The sequence below is a fragment of the Mycobacterium arosiense ATCC BAA-1401 = DSM 45069 genome, assembly GCF_002086125.1.
GTDB classification, from domain to species: domain Bacteria; phylum Actinomycetota; class Actinomycetes; order Mycobacteriales; family Mycobacteriaceae; genus Mycobacterium; species Mycobacterium arosiense.
Genome location: NZ_MVHG01000043.1, coordinates 15,889 through 40,150, shown reverse-complemented (window position 1 = coordinate 40,150; position 24,262 = coordinate 15,889). Strand labels below are relative to the sequence as shown.

General features: G+C 68.6%; 24 protein-coding genes and 1 pseudogene. 18 read left to right on the top strand and 7 right to left on the bottom strand.

Features of this window, described 5'->3' with window-relative positions; all coding sequences use genetic code 11:
• Positions 1-168: 168 nt before the first annotated feature.
• The 3 genes from BST14_RS16810 to BST14_RS16795 all read right to left on the bottom strand — a co-directional run bounded on the left by BST14_RS16810 (position 169) and on the right by BST14_RS16795 (position 2,534).
• Positions 169-1,212 carry an LLM class F420-dependent oxidoreductase gene (locus BST14_RS16810; RefSeq protein ID WP_083065470.1) on the bottom strand — a complete coding sequence of 348 codons (1,044 nt, stop codon included), beginning with the start codon at positions 1,210-1,212 and terminating at the stop codon, positions 169-171.
• Positions 1,213-1,415: 203 nt separating this feature from the next.
• The gene (locus tag BST14_RS16800) at positions 1,416-2,255 is read right to left on the bottom strand and encodes a dienelactone hydrolase family protein (protein WP_083065469.1); all 840 of its coding nucleotides are present in this window, start codon (positions 2,253-2,255) and stop codon (positions 1,416-1,418) included.
• 81 nt (positions 2,256-2,336) lie between these two features.
• Positions 2,337-2,534, bottom strand: a complete 198-nt coding sequence (locus BST14_RS16795) for an Rv1535 family protein (protein ID WP_083065468.1) — start codon at positions 2,532-2,534, stop codon at positions 2,337-2,339.
• Positions 2,535-3,038: 504 nt separating this feature from the next.
• Here BST14_RS16795 and glmS point away from each other — a divergent pair.
• The 15 genes and pseudogenes from glmS (at position 3,039) to BST14_RS16720 (ending at position 19,534) form a co-directional block, all read left to right on the top strand.
• Entirely contained in the window at positions 3,039-4,913 is a 1,875-nt protein-coding gene (glmS, locus tag BST14_RS16790) for a glutamine--fructose-6-phosphate transaminase (isomerizing) (protein ID WP_083065467.1), read from the top strand.
• Between the two features lie 121 nt (positions 4,914-5,034).
• On the top strand, positions 5,035-5,937 hold the full coding sequence (locus tag BST14_RS16785) for a DUF4436 domain-containing protein (protein ID WP_083065466.1): 903 nt from the start codon (positions 5,035-5,037) through the stop codon (positions 5,935-5,937).
• A gap of 104 nt (positions 5,938-6,041) precedes the next feature.
• Complete coding sequence (locus tag BST14_RS16780; protein ID WP_083065465.1) at positions 6,042-6,722, top strand: rhomboid-like protein; 681 nt, start codon at positions 6,042-6,044, stop codon at positions 6,720-6,722.
• Positions 6,723-6,795: 73 nt separating this feature from the next.
• Complete coding sequence (locus BST14_RS16775) at positions 6,796-8,217, top strand: NAD(P)H-hydrate dehydratase (protein WP_083065464.1); 1,422 nt, start codon at positions 6,796-6,798, stop codon at positions 8,215-8,217.
• A 30-nt stretch (positions 8,218-8,247) separates the two neighbouring features.
• Positions 8,248-9,612: a glutamate decarboxylase gene (gene gad, locus BST14_RS16770; RefSeq protein ID WP_142279439.1), complete on the top strand. Its 1,365-nt coding sequence runs from the start codon at positions 8,248-8,250 to the stop codon at positions 9,610-9,612.
• A gap of 103 nt (positions 9,613-9,715) precedes the next feature.
• Complete coding sequence (gene alr, locus BST14_RS16765) at positions 9,716-10,891, top strand: alanine racemase (RefSeq protein ID WP_083065473.1); 1,176 nt, start codon at positions 9,716-9,718, stop codon at positions 10,889-10,891.
• A gap of 52 nt (positions 10,892-10,943) precedes the next feature.
• On the top strand, positions 10,944-11,993 hold the full coding sequence (locus tag BST14_RS16760; protein WP_211280740.1) for an alpha/beta fold hydrolase: 1,050 nt from the start codon (positions 10,944-10,946) through the stop codon (positions 11,991-11,993).
• Positions 11,986-12,474, top strand: coding sequence for a tRNA (adenosine(37)-N6)-threonylcarbamoyltransferase complex ATPase subunit type 1 TsaE (gene tsaE / locus BST14_RS16755; RefSeq protein WP_142279438.1), 489 nt, complete (start codon positions 11,986-11,988; stop codon positions 12,472-12,474). The genes BST14_RS16760 and tsaE overlap by 8 nt, the downstream gene beginning before the upstream one ends.
• Positions 12,471-13,094, top strand: a complete 624-nt coding sequence (tsaB, locus tag BST14_RS16750) for a tRNA (adenosine(37)-N6)-threonylcarbamoyltransferase complex dimerization subunit type 1 TsaB (protein ID WP_083065461.1) — start codon at positions 12,471-12,473, stop codon at positions 13,092-13,094. Before tsaE ends, tsaB begins: the two co-directional genes overlap by 4 nt.
• On the top strand, positions 13,091-13,558 hold the full coding sequence (rimI, locus tag BST14_RS16745) for a ribosomal protein S18-alanine N-acetyltransferase (protein WP_083065460.1): 468 nt from the start codon (positions 13,091-13,093) through the stop codon (positions 13,556-13,558). The genes tsaB and rimI overlap by 4 nt, the downstream gene beginning before the upstream one ends.
• Complete coding sequence (gene tsaD, locus BST14_RS16740) at positions 13,555-14,580, top strand: tRNA (adenosine(37)-N6)-threonylcarbamoyltransferase complex transferase subunit TsaD (protein ID WP_083065459.1); 1,026 nt, start codon at positions 13,555-13,557, stop codon at positions 14,578-14,580. Before rimI ends, tsaD begins: the two co-directional genes overlap by 4 nt.
• A 249-nt stretch (positions 14,581-14,829) precedes the next feature.
• Positions 14,830-15,132, top strand: coding sequence for a co-chaperone GroES (groES, locus tag BST14_RS16735; RefSeq protein WP_064950356.1), 303 nt, complete (start codon positions 14,830-14,832; stop codon positions 15,130-15,132).
• A 94-nt stretch (positions 15,133-15,226) separates the two neighbouring features.
• Complete coding sequence (gene groL / locus BST14_RS16730; protein WP_083065458.1) at positions 15,227-16,843, top strand: chaperonin GroEL; 1,617 nt, start codon at positions 15,227-15,229, stop codon at positions 16,841-16,843.
• 88 nt (positions 16,844-16,931) lie between these two features.
• Positions 16,932-18,197 (top strand): annotated as a pseudogene (locus BST14_RS16725) (adenylate/guanylate cyclase domain-containing protein); the annotation flags it as partial.
• A gap of 128 nt (positions 18,198-18,325) precedes the next feature.
• Positions 18,326-19,534 (top strand): FAD-dependent oxidoreductase, encoded by a 1,209-nt coding sequence (locus tag BST14_RS16720; protein WP_083065457.1) that lies wholly within the window; start codon positions 18,326-18,328, stop codon positions 19,532-19,534.
• Between the two features lie 15 nt (positions 19,535-19,549).
• Here the strand turns inward: BST14_RS16720 and BST14_RS16715 are convergent, their stop codons facing one another.
• From BST14_RS16715 to BST14_RS16705, 3 genes are all read right to left on the bottom strand, one after another.
• The gene (locus BST14_RS16715; protein ID WP_083065456.1) at positions 19,550-19,951 is read right to left on the bottom strand and encodes a styrene oxide isomerase; all 402 of its coding nucleotides are present in this window, start codon (positions 19,949-19,951) and stop codon (positions 19,550-19,552) included.
• A gap of 118 nt (positions 19,952-20,069) precedes the next feature.
• Positions 20,070-20,831 (bottom strand): superoxide dismutase family protein, encoded by a 762-nt coding sequence (locus BST14_RS16710; RefSeq protein WP_083065455.1) that lies wholly within the window; start codon positions 20,829-20,831, stop codon positions 20,070-20,072.
• A 75-nt stretch (positions 20,832-20,906) separates the two neighbouring features.
• Positions 20,907-21,215, bottom strand: coding sequence for a WhiB family transcriptional regulator (locus BST14_RS16705; protein WP_083065454.1), 309 nt, complete (start codon positions 21,213-21,215; stop codon positions 20,907-20,909).
• Between the two features lie 359 nt (positions 21,216-21,574).
• Here BST14_RS16705 and BST14_RS16700 point away from each other — a divergent pair, with 359 nt between their 5' ends.
• From BST14_RS16700 to BST14_RS16690, 3 genes are all read left to right on the top strand, one after another.
• Positions 21,575-22,399 carry a hypothetical protein gene (locus tag BST14_RS16700; protein ID WP_211280739.1) on the top strand — a complete coding sequence of 275 codons (825 nt, stop codon included), beginning with the start codon at positions 21,575-21,577 and terminating at the stop codon, positions 22,397-22,399.
• A 90-nt stretch (positions 22,400-22,489) separates the two neighbouring features.
• Positions 22,490-23,068, top strand: coding sequence for a sigma-70 family RNA polymerase sigma factor (locus BST14_RS16695; RefSeq protein ID WP_083065453.1), 579 nt, complete (start codon positions 22,490-22,492; stop codon positions 23,066-23,068).
• Complete coding sequence (locus BST14_RS16690) at positions 23,055-23,813, top strand: anti-sigma-D factor RsdA (RefSeq protein ID WP_211280738.1); 759 nt, start codon at positions 23,055-23,057, stop codon at positions 23,811-23,813. Before BST14_RS16695 ends, BST14_RS16690 begins: the two co-directional genes overlap by 14 nt.
• A 9-nt stretch (positions 23,814-23,822) precedes the next feature.
• On the opposite strand, the gene BST14_RS16685 is transcribed toward BST14_RS16690, so the two are convergent.
• Positions 23,823-24,236 (bottom strand): DUF5319 domain-containing protein, encoded by a 414-nt coding sequence (locus BST14_RS16685; RefSeq protein ID WP_083065451.1) that lies wholly within the window; start codon positions 24,234-24,236, stop codon positions 23,823-23,825.
• Positions 24,237-24,262 lie beyond the last annotated feature (26 nt).

Genomic DNA, 24,262 nt, shown 5'->3' with positions numbered 1-24,262 from the left:
CCCCGGCCCCGGTCGACGCCCCGGCCGGCGCACCCCCACCGGGCCAGCCGCCCACGCCGGGCGAACCGGCCGCGGCCCCCGCCGCCGAGCCGGCACCCGCGCCCGACCAGGCGAAAACACCCTGCGAGATTGCCGCCGACCAGCTTCCGCAGGCGGGGCAGTGACCGCTCAGGCGGGCTTCAGCTCCAGGGCTTCCTCGACGAAGCGGATGGATTCGGCGCGGTCGGTGGACAGCGGGTTCACCAACAGCGTGGTCACCCCTGCCTCGGCGAAGGCGGCCATGCGCTCGGCGATGTATCCGGGTGGGCCGATCAGCGACATGCCGCGCACCAACTCGTCGGGCACCGCGTCGATGGCCTCCTGCTTGCGGCCGGACAGGTAGAGCTCCTGGATCCGGTCGGCGACCTCGCCGAATCCGTAGCGCGTCGCCAGATTGTGGTAGAAATTGCGGCCTCTGGCGCCCATCCCGCCGATGTAGAGGCCCAGCTGCGGCTTCACCCAGGCCAGCCGCTCGTCGAGGTTCTCCCCGATGGCCAGCGACGCGTGCACCATCACATCGAGCGGCCCCAGTGCGGGATCACGCTTGGCGGCACCGGCCGCCAGAGCCTCGCCCCAGATCGACGCGGCCTTGTCCGGCAGATAGAAGACGGGCTGCCAGCACTCGGCGATCTCGGCGGTGAGCTCGACGTTCTTGGGGCCCAGCGCGGCGATGCTGACCGGAATGCGTTCTCGCACAGGGTGATTGATGAGCTGCAGCGACTTGCCCAACCCCGTTCCGCGGTCCGCGGGCAACGGCAGCTGATAGTGCTTGCCGTCGTATTGCACGCGTTCGCGCCGCCACACCTTGCGGCAGATCTCCACGATCTCGCGGGTGCGCGCGATCGGGGCGTCGAACGGCACGCCGTGGAAACCCTCGATCACCTGCGGCCCGGAGGTGCCGATGCCGAGGCGGAAGCGCCCGTCGGACACGTAATCCAGCCCGGCGGCGGTCATCGCCAGCAGCGACGGGGTGCGGATGTAGATGGGCAGCACCCCGGAGGCCAACTCGACGGTGGTGGTCTTGGCGGCCAGGTATCCCAGCTGGCTGATGGCGTCGAAGGCATACGCCTCGGCCACCACCACGACCTCGATGCCGGCCTTCTCGAGTTCGACCACGCGATCCACCGCCTCGCGGAAGCCGCCCGAATAGTCCAGAGCGATCCCGATTCGCATCAATGACACTTACCACGCAGTCGTGCGGGCTGGGGCCCTTAGCCTGCGGCCCGCGGACCTCCCGGCCGGGCCAGTGCCCCACGAAGTCATCGGTCACGATCTCGGGCGCGATCGGCCGGCCGCTTTACAGCTCGATGATCCAGCGGTCGTAAAGCGCTCGCACGGTCGGCATACCGGGCAATTATCCCGTTGACCGCGCCGTCTCACTTCAGCAGGGCGACGATCTTGTCTTCTAGGGGAATCGTTTCGGCCTCGGGGTCGATCGCGTCCGTGCCCGGCAGGTGCACGTCGGGATCGGCGAAGTCGCGATACTTCTTGTCGCCGCCCAGGGTGTAGAGCAGGTAGCCGGTCAGCAGCGCCCGGACCGAGCGCTGGGTGCGCCGGTGCGGTCCGGCCAGGCCGACCATCTTGGTCAGCCGCCGCCCCTCGACCAGGCCGCCGGGTTCGGCCTTGCTGACGATGCGCAGCGTCGCCGCGCCCCACGCGTCGGCGAGCGGCAACGCGTGCGAGGTCAGGGTTTTCGGATCGCCCGATGCGGCGAAGATCACCCCGGGCACCTTGAGCGTTGCGGCCGGCTGCTGGGCGGGCGGACTGGTGACGCTGGGAAAGAGCGCCGCCACCGCCGCGGGCTTGGCCGGCATCCCGGCCGCGGCGAACACCGCCGCCGAGCCGCCGAAACCGTGACCGGCCACGCCGAGCTTGGCCGGATGCACGCTGATCTTGCCGGGGCCCAGGCGCACGCCGGAGACGATGTCCAGGGCAGTGCCGAGATCGAAGGCGAAATTGAGCACCGATGGGGCCATGCCGCGCTGGGTGTCGGGCGCGCCGGCCACGATGCCCCACGACGCCAGGTGCTCGAGCAGGTTCGAATACCGGGCCGCACCGGCGAGCCAATCGTGGCCGAACGCCACGCCGGGCAGATTCAGCCCCTCCTCGGGGGCGTACACCACCCCCGGTAGGCCGGCAAAGGCCAGGTCACCACGCAAAACTCGATGCGGACCACGGCGGTGAAGAGCTGCGACGAGCTTGCGGATGCGGGCCACGCGTTGACGTTAGCGCATCCCGATCGGGCGGCGGGGGACAAGGAACGCCGGCCGGGTCGCGCGGGCCCCAACCGGGCCCTTCTAGGCCCTGACCTCGATGACACCCACCCGCCACAGCGCCGCGTACAGCTGCCGCAGCGGCATGGACAGCAACCTGGTGGTCATGTCCATCAACGGGTTACCGGAGTTGGGTGACGCCTGCCGGTGCGGCCGGGGCGTCTGCCGGGACGCCGGCGCCAGGGGGGCGGGCACTAGATCGTCGTGGCGAACCGCGGTCATGATTGCCTCCTCATGGCGCCCGGCGGGCGGTTGCGAAAAAGTTACGCATCTCAATACGACCCATTGCAAAACCGCCGGTTAACAATCCCCGACGAAGAAATTCATGGCTCGGCAAAAACGTGGTCTAGGTGGCCAAAATGTCTGACTTGTGGCTGAAAAGAAGCCTGACTGCACATTGATGGCTCGGATTTGGGGCGTGTCATGCTGCGCGATCGTGACCGGACGGGCTTGAAGCGGCTTGTCTGTTTCGGGGTCGTCAGGTTTTTGCGGTTTTGCTGATGTTTTGAATGCTAAGGCGTTCTATTCCATGGACATTGATCCGAACGAAAACGTTGCAGATCCATCAGGTGAAATACATTTCCGCCGCTTATGACGAGTGAGTGAATGGTCTCGGCGGATGGGTCCAAGATGTCCACCCGGGTGGCGGCCTTTCGTGCAGGTGGGCGGCCTAGCCCTGACCGCGGAGTGCGGGGTTGGTGCTCCACCTGCACTACCCTGTTCAGAATGTGCGGAATCGTCGGCTACGTCGGGCGCCAGCCCGCCTGTGAGGTCGTCATGGCCGCGCTGCGCCGGATGGAGTACCGCGGCTACGACTCGTCGGGCGTCGCCCTGGCCAACGGCGACGGCACGCTGACGGTCAGCCGTCGCGCGGGCCGGCTGGCCAACCTGGAACACGCGGTCGCCCAGATGCCGCCGCTGTCCCTCACCGGCACCACCGGTCTGGGCCACACCCGGTGGGCCACCCACGGGCGCCCCACCGACCGCAACGCTCACCCGCACCGCGACGCCGCCGGCAAGATCGCCGTGGTCCACAACGGCATCATCGAGAACTACGCCAACCTGCGCCGCGAGCTGGAGGCCCAGGGCGTGGAATTCGCCAGTGACACCGACACCGAGGTGGCGGTGCATCTGGTGGCGCAGGCATATCGGCACGGCGAGACCGCCGGCGATTTCGCCGCGTCGGTGCTCGCGGTGCTGCGCCGCCTGGACGGCCACTTCACGCTGGTGTTCGCCAACGCCGACGACCCCGGCACCATCGTCGCCGCCCGCCGCTCCACCCCACTGGTGATCGGCATCGGCGACGGCGAGATGTTCGTCGGCTCCGACGTCGCGGCGTTCATCCCGCACACCCGCAACGCCATCGAGCTCGGCCAAGACCAGGCCGTGGTGATCACCGCGGACGGCTACCGCATCACCGACTTCGACGGCAACGAGGACTTGGGGCCCGGGGCATACCGCGAGTTCCACATCGATTGGGACCTGGCCGCCGCCGAGAAGGGCGGCTACGAGTACTTCATGCTCAAGGAGATCGCCGAGCAGCCCGCCGCGGTGGCCGACACCCTGCTGGGACACTTCGTCGACGGCCGGATCGTCCTGGACGAACAGCGCCTGTCCGACCAGGAGCTGCGCGAGATCGACAAGGTGTTCGTGGTCGCCTGCGGCACCGCGTATCACTCCGGGCTGCTGGCCAAGTACGCGATCGAGCACTGGACGCGGCTGCCGGTCGAGGTCGAGCTGGCCAGCGAATTCCGTTACCGCGACCCGGTTTTGGACCGCAGCACCCTGGTCGTCGCCATCTCGCAGTCCGGTGAGACCGCGGACACCCTCGAAGCGGTCCGGCACGCCAAGGAGCAGAAGGCCAAGGTGTTGGCGATCTGCAACACCAACGGATCACAGATCCCGCGCGAGTGCGACGCGGTGCTGTACACCCGCGCCGGACCCGAGATCGGGGTGGCCTCCACCAAGACGTTCCTGGCGCAGATCACCGCCAACTATCTGGTGGGGCTGGCGCTGGCGCAGGCCCGGGGCATCAAGTACCCCGACGAGGTGCAGCGCGAGTACGACGAGCTGGAAGCGATGCCGGAACTCGTCGCTCGGGTGATCGCGACGATCAAGCCGGTGGCCTCCCTGGCCTACCAGTTCGCCCAGTCCCCGACGGTGCTGTTCCTGGGCCGCCACGTCGGATATCCGGTGGCGCTCGAAGGTGCGCTGAAGCTCAAGGAATTGGCCTACATGCACGCCGAGGGATTCGCCGCCGGCGAACTCAAGCACGGCCCGATCGCGCTGATCGAAGACGAACTGCCGGTGATCGTCATCATGCCGTCCCCCACGGGGTCGGCCGTGCTGCACGCCAAGCTCCTGTCCAACATCCGCGAAATCCAGGCGCGCGGCGCGATCACCATCGTGATCGCCGAGGAAGGCGACGACACCGTGCGCCCCTACGCCGATCACCTCATCGAAATACCCCCGGTGTCAACGCTTTTGCAGCCGCTGCTGTCAACGATCCCGCTGCAGGTGTTCGCGGCGTCGGTGGCCCAGGCCCGCGGCTATGACGTGGACAAGCCGCGAAACCTGGCCAAGTCCGTCACCGTCGAATAGGCGCGGAACAGCTCGCTCCGCTTAACCCGTATCACCGGCGGATACGCGGCCGATCCATTACATTGCCCTGGGACGGCGTTTGCGGCGGGCAAGTTGGGCCTACGTCCGTACGGGAGGAAGTATGCGATCGGCCGGCACGAAGTACGGCGTCGTAGGTCTTATCGTCCTCATCGTCGCGGCGTACGTGGTCGCGGTCGCGATGTACGCGCAAAGCGGTACCGGCCGGCGGTTGGATGCCACCGCCGCGACGCCCGACGGCGACAAGCCGTCGGCAACCATCAACGTGGAAGACATCCAGTCCAACAACAGCGTGCTCGCCGTCAACCTGGCGTTCAATCCCGGATCGGCGTTGTTGGACCCGAAGACCCACCACCTCAAGGACGATCTGAGCCTGCGCGTGCGTTCCTCGGCGATGCCGTCCCGGCATACCTGGACCAAGGGCATGCTGCCCGGCCTGATGGCGGTCCCGCTGACCATCGCCGGCCAGGTCGAGCGGTGGCCCTTCGATCAATACCGCTCGGGGCCCATCGAAGTCGAGATCTTCTACGGCCCCGACACCGACCGGGCGCCCGAGCATGTGCCGGTCACCTTCGTCGACCACCTATCCGGGTGGCGGCTGTCCGCCACCAGAGCCCAGGCGGACGGTCCCTACCGGCTGAACGTGCGGCGCTCGCTCAGCACCGCGGCGTTTGCCATCGTCATCCTCGGCGTGCTCATCACGATCGCCAGCCTGGCCCTCGTCGTCGCGATTCAGACGGCGCGCGATCGGCGGCCGTTCCAGCCGCCGATGACGACGTGGTACGCGGCGATGCTGTTCGCGGTGGTGCCGTTGCGCAACGCGTTACCCGGCTCGCCACCGTTCGGCAGCTGGGTCGACATCACCGTCGTCATCTGGGTGCTGGTCGCGCTGGCGGTCTCGATGATTCTCTACATCGGCTGCTGGTGGCGGCACCTGAAACCGCCGCCCGCCGCCGCCCCGGCGCAGCCCGCCCCAGCACCGGCGGAGCCCGCACCGGCGAAGTAGCCGGGCGCCCGCGGCGTGTTTGCCGCCGAAGCTGTCCGGCGCCGCGCCCCGCGTGCGAAGGTTGAGAGGTGGCGCATCCATCGGTTCGCGGGCGAGTGCGCAGCATGACGCTCGCGGTGTGGCATTACGTCACCAGCGCGCCGCTGACCTATGGCTGGCTGTTGGTGCTGATGGTCACGACCATCATCCAGGCCCATCTCACCGGCAGGGAGCTGCACTCGGTACTCCTGCACCGCTCCACCAACATTCACGAATTGGGCCGGGACCCGCTCGACGTCCTGTTCGCCAGCTTGCTGTGGATCGACGGCAAGAACTTCGAGCCCTACCTGCTGCTGTTCACGTTGTTCCTCGCGCCGGCCGAACACTGGCTCGGCCAGCTGCGCTGGCTCACGGTGGGATTGAGCTCGCACATCCTCGCCACCTACATCAGCGAAGGCGTCCTCTATTTCGCCATCGAGGAACACGACGCGTCGCAACGGCTGGTGCACGCCCGCGACATCGGGGTGAGTTATTTCCTGGTGGGCGTGATGGCCGTGCTCACCTATCACATCGCCCGGCCGTGGCGCTGGGGCTATCTCGGGGTGCTGTTCGTCATCTTCGGTTTCCCGCTGATCACCATGGGTAACGAACTGAATTTCACCGCGATCGGGCACTTCACCTCGATCCTGATCGGCTTGTGCTTCTACCCGCTGACGCGCACGCGCTCCAAGGGCAGCCGGCAGCTGAGTCCGGCGCGGCTGCGGGCCATCGCGCGCCGCCGCGTGCCGCCGGCCACCCCGGGCTGATGCCCGGCATCGGTTCGGTACGAAAAGCCGTGCGCGCCAAGCCACCGCGATCCCGGCACGTAATCTGGCTCTGATGCGGCATTACTACTCGGTAGACGCGATCCGCCAGGCCGAAGCGCCACTGCTGGCCAGCCTGCCCGACGGCGCACTGATGCGGCGCGCGGCCTACGGGCTGGCCACCGAGATCATCGGTGAATTGGCGGCGCGCAGCGGTGGGACAACCGGGCGACGTGTGTGCGCGGTCGTCGGCTCCGGAGACAACGGCGGAGACGCGTTGTGGGCGGCCACCTTCCTGCGCCGCCGCGGCGCGGCCGCCGACGCAATCCTGCTCAACCCGGAGCGCACCCACCGCAAGGGCCTGGCGGCGTTCCGGAAAGCCGGCGGGCGCGTCGTCGAAAGCGTCTCGCCGACAACCGATCTCGTCATCGACGGTGTGGTGGGCATCTCCGGCTCCGGAGCGCTGCGACCCGCCGCGGCCGAGGTGTTCGCCGCGGTCGATGACGCCGGCATCCCGGTGATCGCCGTCGACATTCCCAGCGGCATCGACGCGGCGACCGGCGCGATCACCGGCCCGGCCGTGCGCGCCGTTTCGACCGTCACCTTCGGCGGGCTCAAACCCTTGCACGCGCTGGCCGATTGCGGGCGGGTCCGACTGATCGACATCGGCCTCGACCTGCCCGACACCGACGTGTTGGGATTCGAGGCCGCCGACGTGGCCGCCCGCTGGCCGGTGCCCGGACCCCGCGACGACAAGTACTCCCAGGGCGTCACCGGCGTGATGGCCGGCTCGTCGACGTATCCCGGCGCCGCCGTGCTGTGCACCGGCGCCGCCGTCGCCGCCACCTCCGGCATGGTCCGCTACGCCGGCAGCGCGCATCGCGAGGTGCTAGCGCACTGGCCGGAGGTGATCGCCTCGCCCACCCCCGTCTCGGCCGGACGGGTGCAGTCCTGGGTCGTCGGCCCGGGACTCGGCACCGACGACGTCGGGGCGGCGGCGCTGTGGTTCGCGCTGGAGACCGACCTGCCGGTGATCGTCGACGCCGACGGGCTGACCATCCTGGCCGCGCACCCCGAGTTGGTGGCCAACCGCACGGCGCCGACGGTGCTGACGCCGCACGCCGGTGAATTCGCGCGCCTGGCGGGTAACCCGCCCGGTGATGACCGGGTGGGCGCGTGTCGCAAGCTGGCCGACGCGTTCGGCGCCACGGTGCTGCTCAAGGGCAACGTCACCGTCATCGCCGACCCGGGCGGCCCGGTCTACCTCAATCCGGCCGGGCAGTCGTGGGCATCCACCGCCGGCTCCGGTGACGTGTTGTCCGGCATGATCGGCGCGCTGCTGGCCGCGGGCCTGCCGGCGGTCGAGGCGGCCGCCGCCGCGGCCTTCGTCCACGCGCGCGCGGCGGCGTCCTCGGCCGCCGACCCGGGCCCCGGCGAGGCGCCCACCTCGGCATCGCGCATGGTGCCGCACATCCGAGCCGCCATGGCCGCCCTATAGAGAGGATTTTTCGTGCCCCAACACCCGTCCATGCCCGCCCATTCGATCGCGCCCGCCTACACCGGCCGCCTGTTCACCGCGCCGGTACCGGCGCTGCGGATGCCCGACGAGTCGATGGATCCCGAAGCCGCGTACCGCTTCATCCACGACGAGCTGATGCTCGACGGCAGCTCGCGGCTGAACCTGGCCACCTTCGTCACGACGTGGATGGATCCGGAGGCCGGACGGCTGATGGCCGAGACGTTCGACAAGAACATGATCGATAAAGACGAATACCCGGCCACCGCGGCCATCGAGCAGCGCTGCGTGTGCATGGTGGCCGACCTGTTCCACGCCGACGGGCTGCGCGACGACGACCCGTCCAGCGCCGTCGGGGTGTCGACGATCGGTTCCAGCGAGGCGGTGATGCTCGGTGGCCTGGCGATGAAGTGGCGGTGGCGCGAGAAGGTCGGTAAGGACTGGAAGGGCCGCACCCCGAACCTGGTGATGGGCTCCAACGTCCAGGTGGTCTGGGAGAAGTTCTGCCGCTACTTCGACGTCGAACCGCGCTACCTGCCGATGGAGGAGGGGCGTTACGTCATCACGCCCGAGCAGGTCATCGACGCCGTCGACGAAGACACCATCGGGGTGGTGGCGATCCTGGGCACCACCTACACCGGCGAGCTGGAGCCCATCGCCGAGATCTGCGCGGCCCTGGACAAATTGGCCGCCGGCGGCGGGGTGGACGTCCCGGTGCACGTCGACGCGGCCAGCGGCGGGTTCGTCGTGCCGTTCCTGCACCCCGAGCTGAAATGGGACTTCCGGCTGCCGCGGGTGGTATCGATCAACGTCAGCGGCCACAAGTACGGGCTGACCTACCCCGGAGTCGGGTTCGTGGTGTGGCGCAGCAAGGAGTACCTGCCCGAAGACCTGGTGTTCCACGTGAACTACCTCGGCGGCGACATGCCGACCTTCACGCTGAACTTCTCCCGGCCCGGCAACCAGGTGGTCGGCCAGTACTACAACTTCCTGCGGCTAGGCCGCGAGGGCTATACCCAGGTCATGCAGACGCTGTCGTCGACCGCGCGCTGGCTCAGTGAGCAACTCCGGGTCGGTGAGCACTGTGAGCTGATCTCGGACGGGTCTGCGATCCCCGTCGTCGCGTTCCGGCTGGCCCGCGGGTTGGGCTACACCGAGTTCGACGTCTCCCACGAGCTGCGGGGCTTCGGCTGGCAGGTACCCGCCTACACCATGCCGGACAACGCCACCGACATCTCGGTGCTGCGCATCGTGGTGCGCGAGGGCCTGTCCGCCGACCTGGCCCGGGCCCTGCACGACGACGCCCGCACCGCGCTGGCTTCGCTGGACAAGCTCAAGCCGGGGGGACACTACAGCGCCGTGCACTTCGCGCACTAGCTGCGCTTTTCGCGAGACTGCAGCCAGCGACGCATTTCGCGAGGAGCGGTGTCGGTAGTTGCAGTTTCGCGGCGGATTTCCGGCTTCTGGGACAATGGCGGCCATGAAAGGGCGCGTCGTTACGCCGATATCCCTGACCCCGGGCCTCCTCGCCGAGGCCCTGGTCGACTTGGGCGCGATCGAGCACAACGTGCGGCTGCTGTGCGAGCAGGCCGGCGGCGCGCAGGTGATGGCCGTGGTCAAGGCCGACGGCTACGGCCACGGGGCCACCCAGACGGCGCGCGCCGCGCTGGCCGCGGGGGCCACCGAGTTGGGCGTCGCCACGGTCGCCGAGGCTCTGGCGCTGCGCGCGGACGGAATCACCGCGCCGGTGCTGGCCTGGTTGCACCCGCCCGGCATCGACTTCGGGCCTGCGCTGCTGGCCGACGTGCAGATCGCCGTGTCCTCGGAGCGCCAGCTCGACGAGCTGTTGGACGCGGCGCGCCGCACCGGCCGGACCGCGACCGTCACCGTCAAGGTGGATACCGGGCTGAACCGCAACGGGGTGGCGCCGGCGCAATACCCCTCGGTGTTGACCGCGCTGCGCCGGGCTGTCGCCGAGGAGGCCGTCGTGCTGCGCGGCCTGATGTCGCACATGGTGTACGCCGACCAGCCCGCCAACCCCGTGAACAACCTTCAGGCTCAACGCTTCGCCGCCTTGCTGGCCCAGGCGCGAGACCAGGGCGTGCGGTTCGACGTGGCGCACCTGTCGAACTCGTCGGCCACCATGTCTCGTCCCGATCTGGCCTTCGACATGGTGCGCCCCGGCATCGCGATCTACGGGCTGAGCCCGGTGCCCGAGCGCGGCGACATGGGCCTGGTGCCGGCGATGACGGTGAAATGCACTGTGGCGCTGGTGAAGTCGATCCGCGCGGGGGAGAGCGTGTCCTACGGCCACACCTGGACCGCGCAGCGCGACACGAACCTGGCGCTGCTGCCGGTCGGCTACGCCGATGGCGTCTTCCGCTCGCTGGGCGGGCGGCTGGAGGTGCTGATCAACGGCAGCCGGCGGCCGGGTGTCGGGCGGATCTGCATGGACCAGTTCGTCGTCGACCTCGGCCCGGGGCCCGTCGACGTGGCCGAAGGGGACGAGGCGATCCTGTTCGGGTCCGGCGCCGGCGGCGAGCCCACCGCGCAGGACTGGGCCGACCTGCTCGGCACCATCCACTACGAAGTCGTGACCAGCCCCCGCGGGCGGATCACCAGGACCTACCGCGAGGCCCGAACCGTTGAGTCCTGAGGAACCCCGCAGGCGCCGCAAGGGCAGGGCCTGGCTTGCGGGAGGCGCGGGGGTGACCGCCGTCGCCACCATCATCGGCGCCTCGGCCCGCCGGTCGATGACCCAGCGCGCCACGGCCGAAGACCCCTATGCGAACGAGGATTTCAACCGGCTCGAGGATGACGCCCGGCTGGTGGTGACCACGCCCGACGGGATTCCGCTCGCGGTGCGCGATACCGGTCCGGCCGATGCACCGCTGACCCTGGTCTTCGTCCACGGCTTCTGCCTGCAGATGGGCGCCTTTCATTTTCAGCGCACCCGGCTGCCCGAACAGTTGGGGCCCGACGTGCGGATGGTCTTCTATGACCAGCGCGGCCACGGCAGATCCGGCGAGGCCGACCCCGAGACCTATACCCTGACCCAACTCGGCCTGGACCTGCAAACCGTGCTGGATGTGGTGGCACCGCGCGGGCTGATCGTGCTGGTGGGCCACTCGATGGGCGGCATGACGGTGTTGTCGCATGCCCGCCAGTTTCCCGAGCAGTACGGACGCCGAATCGTGGGTGCCGCGCTGATTTCGTCTGCGGCCGAAGGTGTTTCCAGATCACCGCTGGGTGAGATCCTGAAAAACCCTGCGCTGGAAGCGGTCCGGGTCGCCGCCCGGTCCGCGCCGAAGCTGATGCACCGGGGCCGCAACGTGTCGCGGTCATTGATCGGCCCGGTGCTGCGGGCCGCCTCCTACAGCGACCTGCAGGTCAGCCGCAGCCTGGACGCGTTCTCGCAGCGGATGATGAACAGCACCCCGATCCCCACCATGGTCGGCTTTCTGGACGCGTTGGAAAAGCATGACGAAACCGCCGGGCTGTGGACGCTGCTTCGGGTCCCGACCCTGATCGCGTGCGGCGACCACGACCTGCTCACCCCCGACGAGTATTCGCGAAAGATGGCCGTCAGCCTGCCGCAGTCGGAGTTGGTCATCGTCGTCGGCGCCAGCCACCTTGCGCTGCTGGACAAGCCCGAAGCGATCAACGGCGGGTTGGTCCGATTGGTCAGGCGGGCCACCCCGAGCAAGGCGGCGCTGCGCATGCGGCGGATGCGAGAATGGTTGCGGCGCCGTGGCTGAACTCGACGGCGGCACCGCGACCTGCGACCGGGTCGAGGACACCATGGCGCTGGGTTCGCGGCTGGCGCAACAGCTGCGGGCGGGCGACGTTGTGGTGCTCTCGGGTCCGCTCGGGGCGGGAAAGACCGTACTGGCCAAGGGGATCGCGGCGGCGATGGATGTCGACGGGCCGGTCACCTCACCGTCGTATGTGTTGGCGCGCGTGCATCCGCCGCGGCGCCCCGGCGCCCCGGCCATGATTCACGTCGACATGTACCGGCTGCTCGACCACACCGGCGATCAGGGGGCCGATCTGCTCGGTGAACTCGATTCACTGGACTTGGACAGCGATCTCGACGACGCTGTGGTCGTGGTGGAATGGGGCGAGGGCCTGGTCGAGCGGCTCGCCGAGCGGCATCTGGACATCCGGCTCGAGCGCGTCACGGGTTCCGACGTGCGGATCGCCACCTGGCGGTGGGCCGACAATGAGGGCGTTCCATGACCATCGTCCTTTCCCTCGATACGTCGACCCCGGCGGTGACGGCCGGCCTCGTCCTTCGTGACGACCTGAGCGTGCTGGCCGAGCGGGTCACCGTCGACGCCCGGGCCCACGCCGAACGACTCACCCCGAATGTGATTGGCGCCCTGTCTGATTCGGGGTTGACGATGGCCGACCTGGATGCCGTTGTGGTGGGCTGCGGTCCGGGCCCGTTCACCGGCCTGCGGGTGGGCATGGCCACCGCCGCGGCCTACGGACACGCGCTGGGCATCCCCGTGCACGGCGTCTGCAGCCTGGACGCCGTCGGCGTGCAAACCACCGGGGACACGTTGGTGGTCACCGACGCCCGCCGGCGCGAGATCTATTGGGCCCGCTACCGCGACGGCGTGCGCACCCACGGCCCGGCGGTCAACGCCCCGGCCGACGTCGACCCGGGTGCCGCGGCGGCCGTCGCCGGCTCCCCCGAACACGCCCGCCTGTTCGGCCTGCCGGTGTGTGAACCCAGCGGCCCGACACCGGCCGGATTGGTTGTGGCAGTGGCTAATTGGTCCGCCGACCCCGAGCCTCTGGTGGCCCTGTACCTGCGTCGGCCGGACGCCAAACCGTTGGCGACGCGGCAATGACCGCCCACAGCGAACCCGTGACCGTCGGCGGCCTGACCCGGGCCGACGCCCAGCGCTGCGCCGAGCTGGAGGCGCAGCTCTTCGACGGCGACGACCCCTGGCCCGCGGCGGCATTCCACCGCGAATTGGCCAGTGCCCACAACCATTACGTGGGCGCGCGAGTGGGCCAGACGTTGGTCGGCTACGCCGGCATCTCGCGGTTGGGCCGCACCCCGCCCTACGAATACGAGGTGCACACCATCGGCGTGGATCCGGCATACCAGGGCCGGGGCATCGGCCGCCGGCTGCTCGACGAGCTGCTGACCTTCGCCGACGGCGGTGCGGTGTACCTGGAAGTCCGCACCGACAACGAGGCCGCCATCGGGCTCTATACCAGCGCCGGGTTCGAGCAGATCGGCCTGCGGCGCCGCTATTACCGGGTCAGCGGCGCGGACGCGTACACGATGCGGCGGGGAGCCCGATGACATACATCCTGGCAATCGAAACCTCTTGCGACGAAACGGGAGTCGGCATCGCACGACTGGACTCCGACGGCACCGTGACGCCGCTGGCCGACGAGGTGGCCTCCAGCGTCGACGAACACGTCCGGTTCGGCGGCGTGGTGCCCGAGATCGCCTCGCGCGCACACCTGGAGGCGCTGGGGCCGGCCATGCGCCGCGCGCTGTCGACCGCCGGGCTGGCCAAGCCCGACGTTGTCGCGGCCACCATCGGTCCCGGGCTGGCCGGCGCCCTGCTGGTGGGAGTCGCTGCGGCCAAAGCGTATTCGGCCGCCTGGGGGGTGCCCTTCTACGCGGTGAACCATTTGGGCGGGCATCTGGCCGCCGACGCCTACGAGCACGGGCCACTGCCCGAATGCGTGGCGCTGCTGGTCTCCGGCGGCCACACCCACCTGCTGCACGTGCGTTCGCTCGGTGAGCCGATCGTCGAGCTGGGCAGCACCGTCGACGACGCCGCCGGAGAGGCCTACGACAAGGTGGCGCGGCTGCTGGGGTTGGGCTATCCGGGCGGCAGGGTGCTCGACGAGCTGGCCCGCACGGGCGATCGCGACGCGATACCCTTCCCGCGCGGCATGACCGGGCCGCGTGACGACCCCTACGCGTTCAGCTTCTCCGGTCTCAAGACGGCCGTCGCGCGCTACCTGGAAAGCCACCCGGACGCGGTGAACGCCGACATCGCGGCCGGCTTCCAGGAGGCCGTCGCCGACGTGCTGACCAGAAAGGCGGTGCGCGCCGCCGCCGGGCTGGGTGTGCAGACCCTGCTGATCGCGGGCGGGGTGGCCGCCAATTCGCGGCTGCGTGAGTTGGCGGAGCGGCGCTGCGCCGAGGCGGGCTTGACGCTGCGAATCCCACGGCCCCGGCTGTGCACCGACAACGGCGCGATGATCGCCTCGTTCGCGGCGCACCTGGTCGCCGCCGGGGCGCCGCCGTCCCCGTTGGACGTGCCCAGTGACCCGGGGCTGCCCGTGGTAAAAGCGCAGGTGAGCTGATGTTCGCTGACCGCGGACACGACAACGGCGGAGAAGCAGCGGGGGGCCCTTGAGTGCTAGCACTCGCATGTATAGAGTGCTAGGTGGCAATCGGCCAAGCCCTGTGTCGGCACCCGCGACGACGACGCTCGGGCACGGACGAATGCCGAACACCTGATAACTCGGAAGGTGCGGGTCCAACCCGTGCCGACCGCCAACTCCGGTCCGGGCGCGTCCCGGACCCGACCCAAACAGTGGAGGGCTCCAATCGTGGCGAAGGTGAATATCAAGCCACTCGAGGACAAGATTCTCGTGCAGGCCAACGAGGCCGAGACCACGACCGCTTCTGGTCTGGTCATTCCTGACACCGCCAAGGAGAAGCCGCAGGAAGGCACCGTCGTCGCAGTCGGCCCCGGCCGGTGGGACGAAGACGGCGCGAAGCGGATTCCGCTGGACGTCTCGGAAGGCGACACCGTCATCTACAGCAAGTACGGCGGCACCGAGATCAAGTACGGCGGCGAGGAGTACCTGATCCTGTCGGCACGCGACGTGCTGGCTGTCGTCTCCAAGTAAGAACCGTGTTCCGCCCCGGCGATCCCCGCGTCCGCGCGGGTGATTTCCGGGGCGGCATGCGTTTGAGCCCGGGAAGCCCGGCGAAAGGAGCCTGATGAGCAAGATCATTGAGTACGACGAGACCGCGCGTCGCGCCATCGAGGCGGGCGTGAACACGCTCGCCGACGCGGTACGGGTGACGCTCGGGCCGCGCGGCCGACATGTGGTGCTGGCCAAGGCATTCGGTGGCCCGACGGTCACCAACGACGGCGTGACCGTCGCGCGTGAGATCGACCTGGAAGACCCGTTCGAGAACCTGGGCGCCCAGCTGGTGAAGTCGGTGGCCACCAAGACCAACGACGTCGCCGGCGACGGCACCACGACGGCGACCGTGCTGGCGCAGGCGCTGGTCAAGGGCGGCCTGCGGCTGGTCGCGGCCGGCGCGAATCCGATCGAGCTCGGGGTGGGGATCGGCAAGGCCGCCGACGCGGTGTCCGAGGCGCTGCTGGCCGCGGCCACCCCGGTCTCCGGCAAGGACGCGATCGCGCAGGTGGCGACCGTGTCGTCGCGCGACCAGCTGCTGGGTGAGCTCGTCGGCGAGGCGATGACCAAGGTCGGCACCGACGGTGTGGTCAGCGTCGAAGAGTCCTCGACGCTGAGCACCGAGCTCGAGTTCACCGAGGGCGTCGGCTTCGACAAGGGCTTCCTGTCGGCGTATTTCGTCACCGACTTCGATTCCCAGCAGGCCGTGCTCGACGACCCGGTGATCCTGTTGCACCAGGACAAGATCAGCTCGCTGCCCGACCTGCTGCCCATGCTGGAGAAGGTCGCCGAATCCGGCAAGCCGCTGTTGATCATCGCCGAGGACATCGAGGGCGAGGCGCTGGCCACCCTGGTCGTCAACTCCATCCGCAAGACGCTGAAAGCCGTCGCGGTCAAGGCGCCGTTCTTCGGCGACCGCCGCAAGGCGTTCCTGGAGGATCTGGCGATCGTGACCGGCGGCCAGGTGATCAACCCCGACGCGGGGCTGTTGTTGCGCGAGGTTGGCACGGACGTGCTGGGCTCGGCCCGCCGCGTGGTGGTCAGCAAGGACGACACCATCATCGTCGACGGCGGTGGCACCAAGGATGCGGTGGCCAACCGCATCAAGCAGCTGCGCGCCGAGATCGAGGCGAGCGACTCCGACTGGGACCGCGAGAAGCTGCAGGAGCGGCTCGCCAAGCTGGCCGGCGGGGTGGCCGTCATCCAGGTGGGAGCGGCCACCGAGACCGCGCTCAAGGAACGCAAGGAAAGCGTCGAGGATGCCGTCGCGGCCGCGAAAGCGGCTGTCGAGGAAGGCATCGTCGCGGGCGGCGGCTCGGCGCTGCTGCAGACGCGCAGGGCGCTAAAGACACTGCGCGGGTCCCTGAGCGGCGACCAGGCGCTGGGCGTCGACGTCTTCTCCGAGGCGCTGGGGGCGCCGCTGTACTGGATCGCCACCAACGCCGGGCTCGACGGCGCGGTCGCGGTGCACAAGGTGGCCGAGCTGCCCGGCGGGCAGGGGCTGAACGCGGACAAGCTGACGTACGGCGACCTGATCGCCGACGGCGTCATCGACCCGGTCAAGGTCACCCGTTCGGCGGTGCTCAACGCCGCGTCGGTGGCCCGGATGGTGCTGACCACCGAGACGGTGGTCGTCGACAAGCCGGCCGAGGAATCCGACGACCACGGCCACGGTCATCACCACCACTAGGTAGTGCCGAAGAAACACCCCCGGCCTGATGGCTGGGGGTGTTTCGTTTTCGTGGGTTAGGCCGTTCGAATCCGTTTACTCTCGCGCCGTGGACCGCTTCGTGCAGTGGGCGTGGGACCGGTTCGGCGCGCGGTACTCGTGGGTGATTTGCGGGGTCTCCGTCGTGGTGCCGTTCCCGATCTACCTCTTCTTGTCGTGTGCCATCGCGGCTTTCGAGAAATCGGACCACTACCTCGAAGCGGGGGCGGCCGCCGCCGTCGCCATGTTCCAATACGCGGTCCTAGGTGCTGCTGTCGGGGCCGGTTCACACCTGATCGGCGTGCACAGCGTGCCGGAAGGGCCGATGCGCCCATTACGGGCCGCCATCGCTGGCGACAGCGGGTCGGCGACTCCCTGCCCCGCTCGCGCCCCACATTCGCCGCATGGTCCAACTTGTCCATACTCTCGGTCGCGTTCGGGTTTTCCATGGCGGGCGCGATGGTCGCAGCTGAGTTCGATCGGGGCCGGCAATTCCCCCTGCTGTGGGTGGGCATCGGCTGCCTGTTGACCTGGGGCTTCGCCGTGCCGATGACCGTCGTCAGTGTGTTCGGGCCGTCCCTGAAGCCGATTCGGCATCTTGCCGAAGGCACTAGACGCGTTGAGGCCGGAGACTACTCGCGGCGGGTGCCCGTGGTGCAGGACGACGACCTCGGCGCGCTGGCGGCGTCGTTCAATCGCATGCAGGCGGGATTGGCTGAGCGGCAACGACTTCAAAGCGCGTTCGGCACCTACGTCGACCCTGCCCTGGCTGCAGCAGGGCGACGACGTGTTCACCGGCGAGCGTCGCGAGGTGTCGGTGATGTTCGTCGACGTCCGCGATTTCACCCCGTTCGCCGAGGCCAACACAGCCGAGGACACGGTGGCCTGACTCAACACCCTGTTCGAAATCGTGGTGCCGGCCGTTGTCGAGGCGGGCGGGCACGTCAACAAGTTCCTCGGTGACGGCGCGCTGGCCGTCTTCGGTGCCCCCAACGATCTCCCCGACCATGCCGATGCGGCGGTGGACACCGTTGTGTCGATTCACCGCCGCGTGGCGCAGCGATTCGAGGGTGAGCTTCGCATCGGCATCGGCATCAACACCGGCAAGGTGATCGCCGGAACCATCGGCGGCGGCAAGCTGGAGTTCACCCTGATCGGCGCCGCCGTCAACGTCGCCGCCCGCGTCGAACAGCTCACCAAGTCCACCGGGGACGCGATTTTGCTCACCCAACAAACCGTCGACGCGCTGCGTGTCCGGCCAATCGGATTGACCGACACAGGGTTTCACGCCCTGAAGGGAAAGTCGGTCGAGGTGCAGGTCTTCGGCATCGGCCCCACGCCCCCGCAGCCCCCGCCTGAAGCTGCGTCGCCACGGCACGCACAAACGCGTCGGCGGAAAGGTGGCGGGCGGTGTCGATGTCGTAGTCTGCAATCGTAGTTGACACCCCGCGAGGAGTCCCGCCCATGACGCAGGTTATGCAGACGCAGGTGTGTGTTGCCGGCGGAGGCCCCGCCGGCATCGTTCATGCTCTGCTGCTCGCCCGTGCCGGAATCCGGGTCGTCGTCTTGGAGAAGCACAACGACTTCCTGCGCGACTTCCGCGGCGACACCGTGCATCCGACCACCCTGCGGATTATGGACGAGCTGGGGTTCATCGATGAGTTCCTGCGGCTACCACACACCAAGATCGACCGGGTCGCCTTCGACACCGACGGCTCCATTCGCACCTTCGGCAACTTCAAGGTGCTTAAGCGGCTGGGCTTCACCCAGCCCTATATCGCCATGATGCCGCAGTGGGACTTTCTCGACTTCCTCGCCGAAAAGGCTTCTGCCTACCCCGAATTCACGTTGGTTCGCAATGCTGAGGTCACCGACGTGATCGTCGAGGGCGACCGGGTGGCTGGGGTGCGCACGCCGGACCTCGAGGTGCGCGCCAAGCTGGTGATCGCAGCGGATGGACGCAAGTCCGCGGTGCGCGCTGCGGCGGGGCTTCGGACCGCCGCGGCACATTCGCCGATGGATGTCCTGTGGTTCCGGTTGAAATGGCGCCCGGGCGACCCCCAGGAACTGTTCGCGGTGCTTCGCAAGGGCCTGATGATGGCCATGATCTACCGGGGCGATTACTGGCAGATCGCCTATCTGGTGCCGAAAGGATCAAATCCGCGGGAAGGATCCCTGGAGGCGTTCAAGGAGCGGATCGCAACCGCGCAACCGCGGCTGCGCGAGCACGTCAACGACCTGACTTCGTGGGACGACACCAGCGAACTCGACGTGCGGGTGGACCGGCTCGAGACGTGGTGGCGAACGGGGCTGCTGTGCATCGGCGATGCCGCGCATGCCATGTCGCCGGCCGGTGGGGTCGGCATTAACCTCGCTGTGGCCGACGCGGTGGCCGCGGCCAACGTCCTGTGCGCCCCGCTGCGCGAAGGCCGGGTGACCGACGAAGACCTCGCAAAAGTGCAGCGGCGGCGCGAGCTACCCACCCGGATCATCCAGGCCGCTCAGGTGTTCATACAGGACAGGGCGATCGCGCCCAATTTGAGCGGTGACCTGTCCTCGATCCGCGTTCCCAAAATCGTGGGTGTCGGCCCGCTGCAAGCGATTCCGGCGATCTTCGTCGGGCGCGGTTTCCGTCCCGAGCATGTCCGCACCCCCGACGCCCACCCGGTCTAGGCGCGCGGGTCGCTGTCAGAGCCCGACGATGATGATGACGACGCCTACCACGATGCACAGCGCGAGGGAGACCAACAGGAAGTTGACAAACGCCTCTTTTGCCGCCGAGGCCTCGTGGCCGGCCGCCGCGATGGGCGCGAGTTTGCGCCCGGCGCCCCATGCCGATGCGAGCAGCGTCGCCACCCAGTTCGCGTAGGCGGCGTAGACGACCAGTGCCACCGCCGTGATGCCCCAGGCGTCGGGCAAGTGGATGTGCGGCCAGAGCAGACCGAGCAGCACCAGAAACATGCCGTTGAGGATGGCCTCGAGGTGGCTCGACAGCGCCATGCGCGGGTTCTTCAACGCCGGCACGGCGAACCCGGTCAACAGCCCGAGCAGGAACAGCACCAGCCCGAGCGTGAACAACAGCGTCTGCAGGTCAGCACAGTAGGGGCCTGCGGCCGGGCGCGGCCTCGAATGGTCGTTCTCGGGCGATTGCGGCCATGGCCGGACCCGCCATCGGGTAAGCGGTGCGAAACTTTCGTGGTGGCCGGAGTCAGCGCCCGGGCGGATAGGTGGGCGGCGTCGTCACGGTCGTGGTGGGTGTCGACGTCAGGGTCGGGCTGCTGGTGACCGTGACGGTGCTGGTGCTCGTGCTGGTGGACGCGGGCGGCACGACGGTGGTGGTGGTGCTGGTCGTGACGCTGGTGGTCGACGAGGTCGTGGTGGCCGACGACGCCGCGATCACACCGCACGCCAGCCGCTTGCCCGATTCGCCCGTGGGGGCGGTGCTGCCCAGATTGTCCGCGGTCTGGTGGATGATCAGCGCGGTGCCCGCGCTGTTTCTCAGGTCGGCGGAGGTAAACGCGCTGCTGGTGGTGACCAGTTTCGCCGAGCCGTCGGAACGCACCTGCAACGCGGTGAGATCACCGCTGGCGGGATAACTCGTGTGATCGGCCGCCTGGTAAACGCCACCGGCGGAGTCGAAGTCACCGCTCGAGCCGCCGTTGGGCGCCCCCGAATTGGCCTCGCACTTGCCCACCGCATGAATCTGCAGCCCGTGGAAACCGGGGCTGAGCACGTGGTTGGGTCCGGCTTCCACGGTCACCGTCGCATAGCCGTTGGCGAATTCGAAGGTGGCATTGGCGACCGGACTACCGTCGGCGGTCTTCAGCTGGGTGGTCAGCCGCTCGGCTCCAGGGGTCGAGCTGGTCAGCGGTGACGTATTGGGCTGGCTGCCTTGCTGGTTCGAGCATGCGGCCAGCGGCACCACGGTCGCGGTGAGCGCCGCGACCGCAAAGCGCGCGGCCTTTTTCATTTGCGGTGCCTACCCGCCTTCGCTCGCGGCGAAACGGCCTACTCGGTGGGTTTGCGCACCCCGGGGGATGGGCGACTAGGCCGATCGGCGAATGGTGCGCCCGCGGCCGATGTCTCCCTTGAGCAACAGGTCGCGCTCGGACTCGGACAGCCCACCCCAAACCCCGTAGGGCTCACCGACCTCGAGGGCGTGCGACCGGCACTCTTGGATCACCGGGCACTGCCGGCACATCTCTTTCGCGCGTTGCTCGCGCTGCATGCGGGCCCGGCCACGCTCACCGTCGGGGTGGAAGAACACCGACGAGTCAACGCCGCGGCATAAGCCCTGCAGTTGCCAATTCCACACGTCGGCGTTGGGTCCAGGTAGTTGCTCCGGCTGTGGCATTGGCTCGTTCCCTCTCTGCACCGCCCGCTCGAGGTCAGGTTCGTGAAAGCGGTTGGGTGCAACTTAAATTAAGTGGAGTGGGGTCACCGATGACTACCCGTCATGCGTAGACGTTAGGGGCGACGGCGAATTTCCGTCAATAGCCACTTAGCCCGACAAAGTATGTGCCCGTTGGAGCAGAATTAACGTTGCGTTCATCTCGATTGAAATTGCCAAACTCATGCCGTGCTACCAGGCAGTTGGCCGAAACGAGATTGCCCAGCTCAGCGCGCGGGAAGGGGATAAGGCAAATTTTTCCAAGGGCTATGGTGCTTAACGATTCGGTAACATGAAGACCACAAACTGTTTACTACATCATTGTGATTGAAACTCGTCACACTTCCTTGATTGGGCGGCGGCTGGCCGACGCCGCCTTCGGCGACCGCCCGGCCGATTGGCCGCTGCCGTCGGCGACGACGCCGGACCAATTGTGGCTACGCGCCGTGGCGGCCGGGGGCCAGGGGCGCTACGGCGCCGCCTACCGCGACCTCGCGGCGTTGCGGCGCACCGCGGCGACCGGGCGGCTGGCGTCGTTGGCCATGAGCACGCAGGGGTCTTTCCTGCGTCAGCTCGGTTGGCACAGCGTGGCGCGGGGCTGGGACGGACGCGCCCTGGCGCTGGCCGGCGGCGACCCCGAGGCGTGCGCCGACGCCCTCATCGGGCTGGCCGCCGACGCGTTGGGCGTCGGGCGATTCGCGGCCGCGGCGACACTGTTGGCGCGCACCGATCCGCTGCTCGCGTCGCCGAATTCCGCGATGCCCGATCGGCTGCCGGTGCGCCGGCGATGGGTGGCCGCCGAACTGGCGATGGCCCGCGGCGACGGCGACGCCGCAGTCCGTCACGCCGGCGAAGGCGTGGAGCTCGCGGCGGCCATGACCGTCGGATCGCCGCGCCACCGGGTCAAAAGCGAAGTGGTACTGGCCGCCGCGCTGTGCTGCGCGGGCAACCTCGAGCGCGCCCGCGCCGTCGCGGACGCCGCGCTGGCGACCACGGGCCCGTTAGGGCTGCTGCCTCTTCGTTGGGCGCTGACTTGCTTGCTGATTGACATCGGAAGTGTCACATTTGCGGCACATCGGCTGCACGAAATCCGCGATGTCTGCGCAGGCCAGGTGCGGCGCGCCGGTGGGACGTGGCGTTCCGCCTAAAACGGCCTCCCGACCGTTATTGTCATTGCGTTAGTTAGCCCGGTTGGCCCGCGATGTGTCCGCTTCGTAACGTTGGAGATATCACCGTCGATGACAATTCCAGCAGGGGAACGTCTCGACGCTGTGGTCGCCAAGGCCGTCACCGGAGACCACAACGCATTGAGGGAGGTGCTGGAGACCATCCGTCCGATCGTCGTGCGATATTGCCGAGCGCGTGTCGGCACGGTCGATCGGGGTGGTCTGTCAGCGGATGACGTGGCACAGGAGGTGTGCTTGGCGACTATCACGGCGCTGCCGCGTTATCGCGATCGCGGGCGCCCATTCCTGGCCTTCCTGTACGGCATCGCGGCCCACAAGGTCGCCGATGCGCACCGGGCCGCGGGACGCGATCTCGCCTATCCCACCGAATCGATCCCCGATCGCTGGTCGAGTGATGCGGGACCCGAACAGCTTGCGATCGAAGCGGATTCGGTGAGCCGGATGAGCGAATTGCTCGAAATCCTGCCCGCCAAGCAGCGCGAGATCCTGATCCTGCGCGTCGTCGTCGGCCTGTCCGCCGAGGAGACGGCGGCCGCCGTGGGCAGCACCACCGGGGCCGTCCGGGTTGCCCAGCACCGCGCGCTGTCGCGGCTGAAGTCCGAGATGATCGCGGCAGGTGACTGTGCCTGAGCCCCTGGATGAATTCGCCCGCACCGACCTGCTGCTCGATGCGCTCGCCCAGCGTCGGCCGGTCGACGTCGAGGACCCCGAGGTCGGCGTGCTCACCACGCTGCTCGAGGACTGGCGCGACAACCTGAGGTGGCCGCCGGCCAGCGCGCTGGTGACGCCGGAAGAGGCCGTCAACGCGTTGCGCACCGGGCTGGCCGAACGTCGGCGCGGTCACCGCGGCCTGGCCGTCGTCGGAACGGTGGCCGCGGCGCTGATGGTGCTCAGTGGCTTCGGCGCCATGGTGGTCGAGGCCCGGCCCGGCGGAGCCCTGTATGGGCTGCACGCGATGTTCTTCGATCAGCCGCAGGTCCAGGAAAAGCAGGAGATGCTGGCCGCCAAGGCCGACCTGGCGAAGGTGCAGGAATCGATCGATCGCGGCGAGTGGGAGCGGGCCAAAAACCAGCTGACCGAGGTGAGCAGCCTGGTGCAGTCGATCGACGACCCGGCCAGCAAACAAGAGCTGACCAGCCAGCTGAAGCTGTTGAACGCCAAGGTCGAAGCGCGTGATCCGAACGCCACGCTCCCGGTCGCCTCGCCCCCGGCCGCGCCGGCCGGGCCGGCTTCCGCGATCCCCGCGGCGCCGCCCGCACCGCTCAACCCGCCGGCCGGCGCGCCGAGCGTGTCGACGAGTCCGTCAGTCGGTAAGCATCATCACCATCACGGCCAGACGCCACCGCCGGTGGCGCCGCTGATTCCGAATCAGTGAGCCGCTGAATCAGTGCCGGCGGTGAAAACCGTCGGCGTCCGACGTCGCTTCGTTGAGCGACGCGTCGGCGTACCCGCGGCAGTAATCCCACGTGACGTAGGCGTCCGGTTCGGGGTCATAGGCGGGCTCGTGCGGACGCACGGTGCCGTCGATCAGCAGCTGCAGCAGGTTGGCCCGCAGCATGTCCCAGTCGTGGTAGTGATCCTGCTGACATTCGTCGCAGCAGACCACCAGCCCGCGAATCCCCTTGTGCGCCAGCAGCGCTTCGTACACGGCCAGATCGGCGAGGTCGGCCTCGACCGCCATTCGCTCTTGGGCATCCAGGGGCTGGCCTGGCTCGACGGCTTCCAATGCCGCCGACGGATCACAGGGGTCGTCGGCGAAGGGGTCGGGCGGCAAACCCGGTGGGAGGTGGTCGCGCACGCCTCTAGCCTACGCAGCCCGCCCCG

Bases quoted from the DNA above. Each gene is read 5' to 3' on its own strand.
- BST14_RS16810 (WP_083065470.1), bottom strand. From the start codon at position 1,212: ATGCGAATCGGGATCGCTCTGGACTATTCGGGCGGCTTCCGCGAGGCG.
- BST14_RS16795 (WP_083065468.1), bottom strand. From the start codon at position 2,534: ATGACCGCGGTTCGCCACGACGATCTAGTGCCCGCCCCCCTGGCGCCG.
- glmS (WP_083065467.1), top strand. From the start codon at position 3,039: ATGTGCGGAATCGTCGGCTACGTCGGGCGCCAGCCCGCCTGTGAGGTC.
- BST14_RS16785 (WP_083065466.1), top strand. From the start codon at position 5,035: ATGCGATCGGCCGGCACGAAGTACGGCGTCGTAGGTCTTATCGTCCTC.
- BST14_RS16780 (WP_083065465.1), top strand. From the start codon at position 6,042: ATGACGCTCGCGGTGTGGCATTACGTCACCAGCGCGCCGCTGACCTAT.
- BST14_RS16775 (WP_083065464.1), top strand. From the start codon at position 6,796: ATGCGGCATTACTACTCGGTAGACGCGATCCGCCAGGCCGAAGCGCCA.
- gad (WP_142279439.1), top strand. From the start codon at position 8,248: ATGCCCGCCCATTCGATCGCGCCCGCCTACACCGGCCGCCTGTTCACC.
- alr (WP_083065473.1), top strand. From the start codon at position 9,716: ATGAAAGGGCGCGTCGTTACGCCGATATCCCTGACCCCGGGCCTCCTC.
- tsaB (WP_083065461.1), top strand. From the start codon at position 12,471: ATGACCATCGTCCTTTCCCTCGATACGTCGACCCCGGCGGTGACGGCC.
- rimI (WP_083065460.1), top strand. From the start codon at position 13,091: ATGACCGCCCACAGCGAACCCGTGACCGTCGGCGGCCTGACCCGGGCC.
- tsaD (WP_083065459.1), top strand. From the start codon at position 13,555: ATGACATACATCCTGGCAATCGAAACCTCTTGCGACGAAACGGGAGTC.
- groL (WP_083065458.1), top strand. From the start codon at position 15,227: ATGAGCAAGATCATTGAGTACGACGAGACCGCGCGTCGCGCCATCGAG.
- BST14_RS16720 (WP_083065457.1), top strand. From the start codon at position 18,326: ATGACGCAGGTTATGCAGACGCAGGTGTGTGTTGCCGGCGGAGGCCCC.
- BST14_RS16710 (WP_083065455.1), bottom strand. From the start codon at position 20,831: ATGAAAAAGGCCGCGCGCTTTGCGGTCGCGGCGCTCACCGCGACCGTG.
- BST14_RS16705 (WP_083065454.1), bottom strand. From the start codon at position 21,215: ATGCCACAGCCGGAGCAACTACCTGGACCCAACGCCGACGTGTGGAAT.
- BST14_RS16695 (WP_083065453.1), top strand. From the start codon at position 22,490: ATGACAATTCCAGCAGGGGAACGTCTCGACGCTGTGGTCGCCAAGGCC.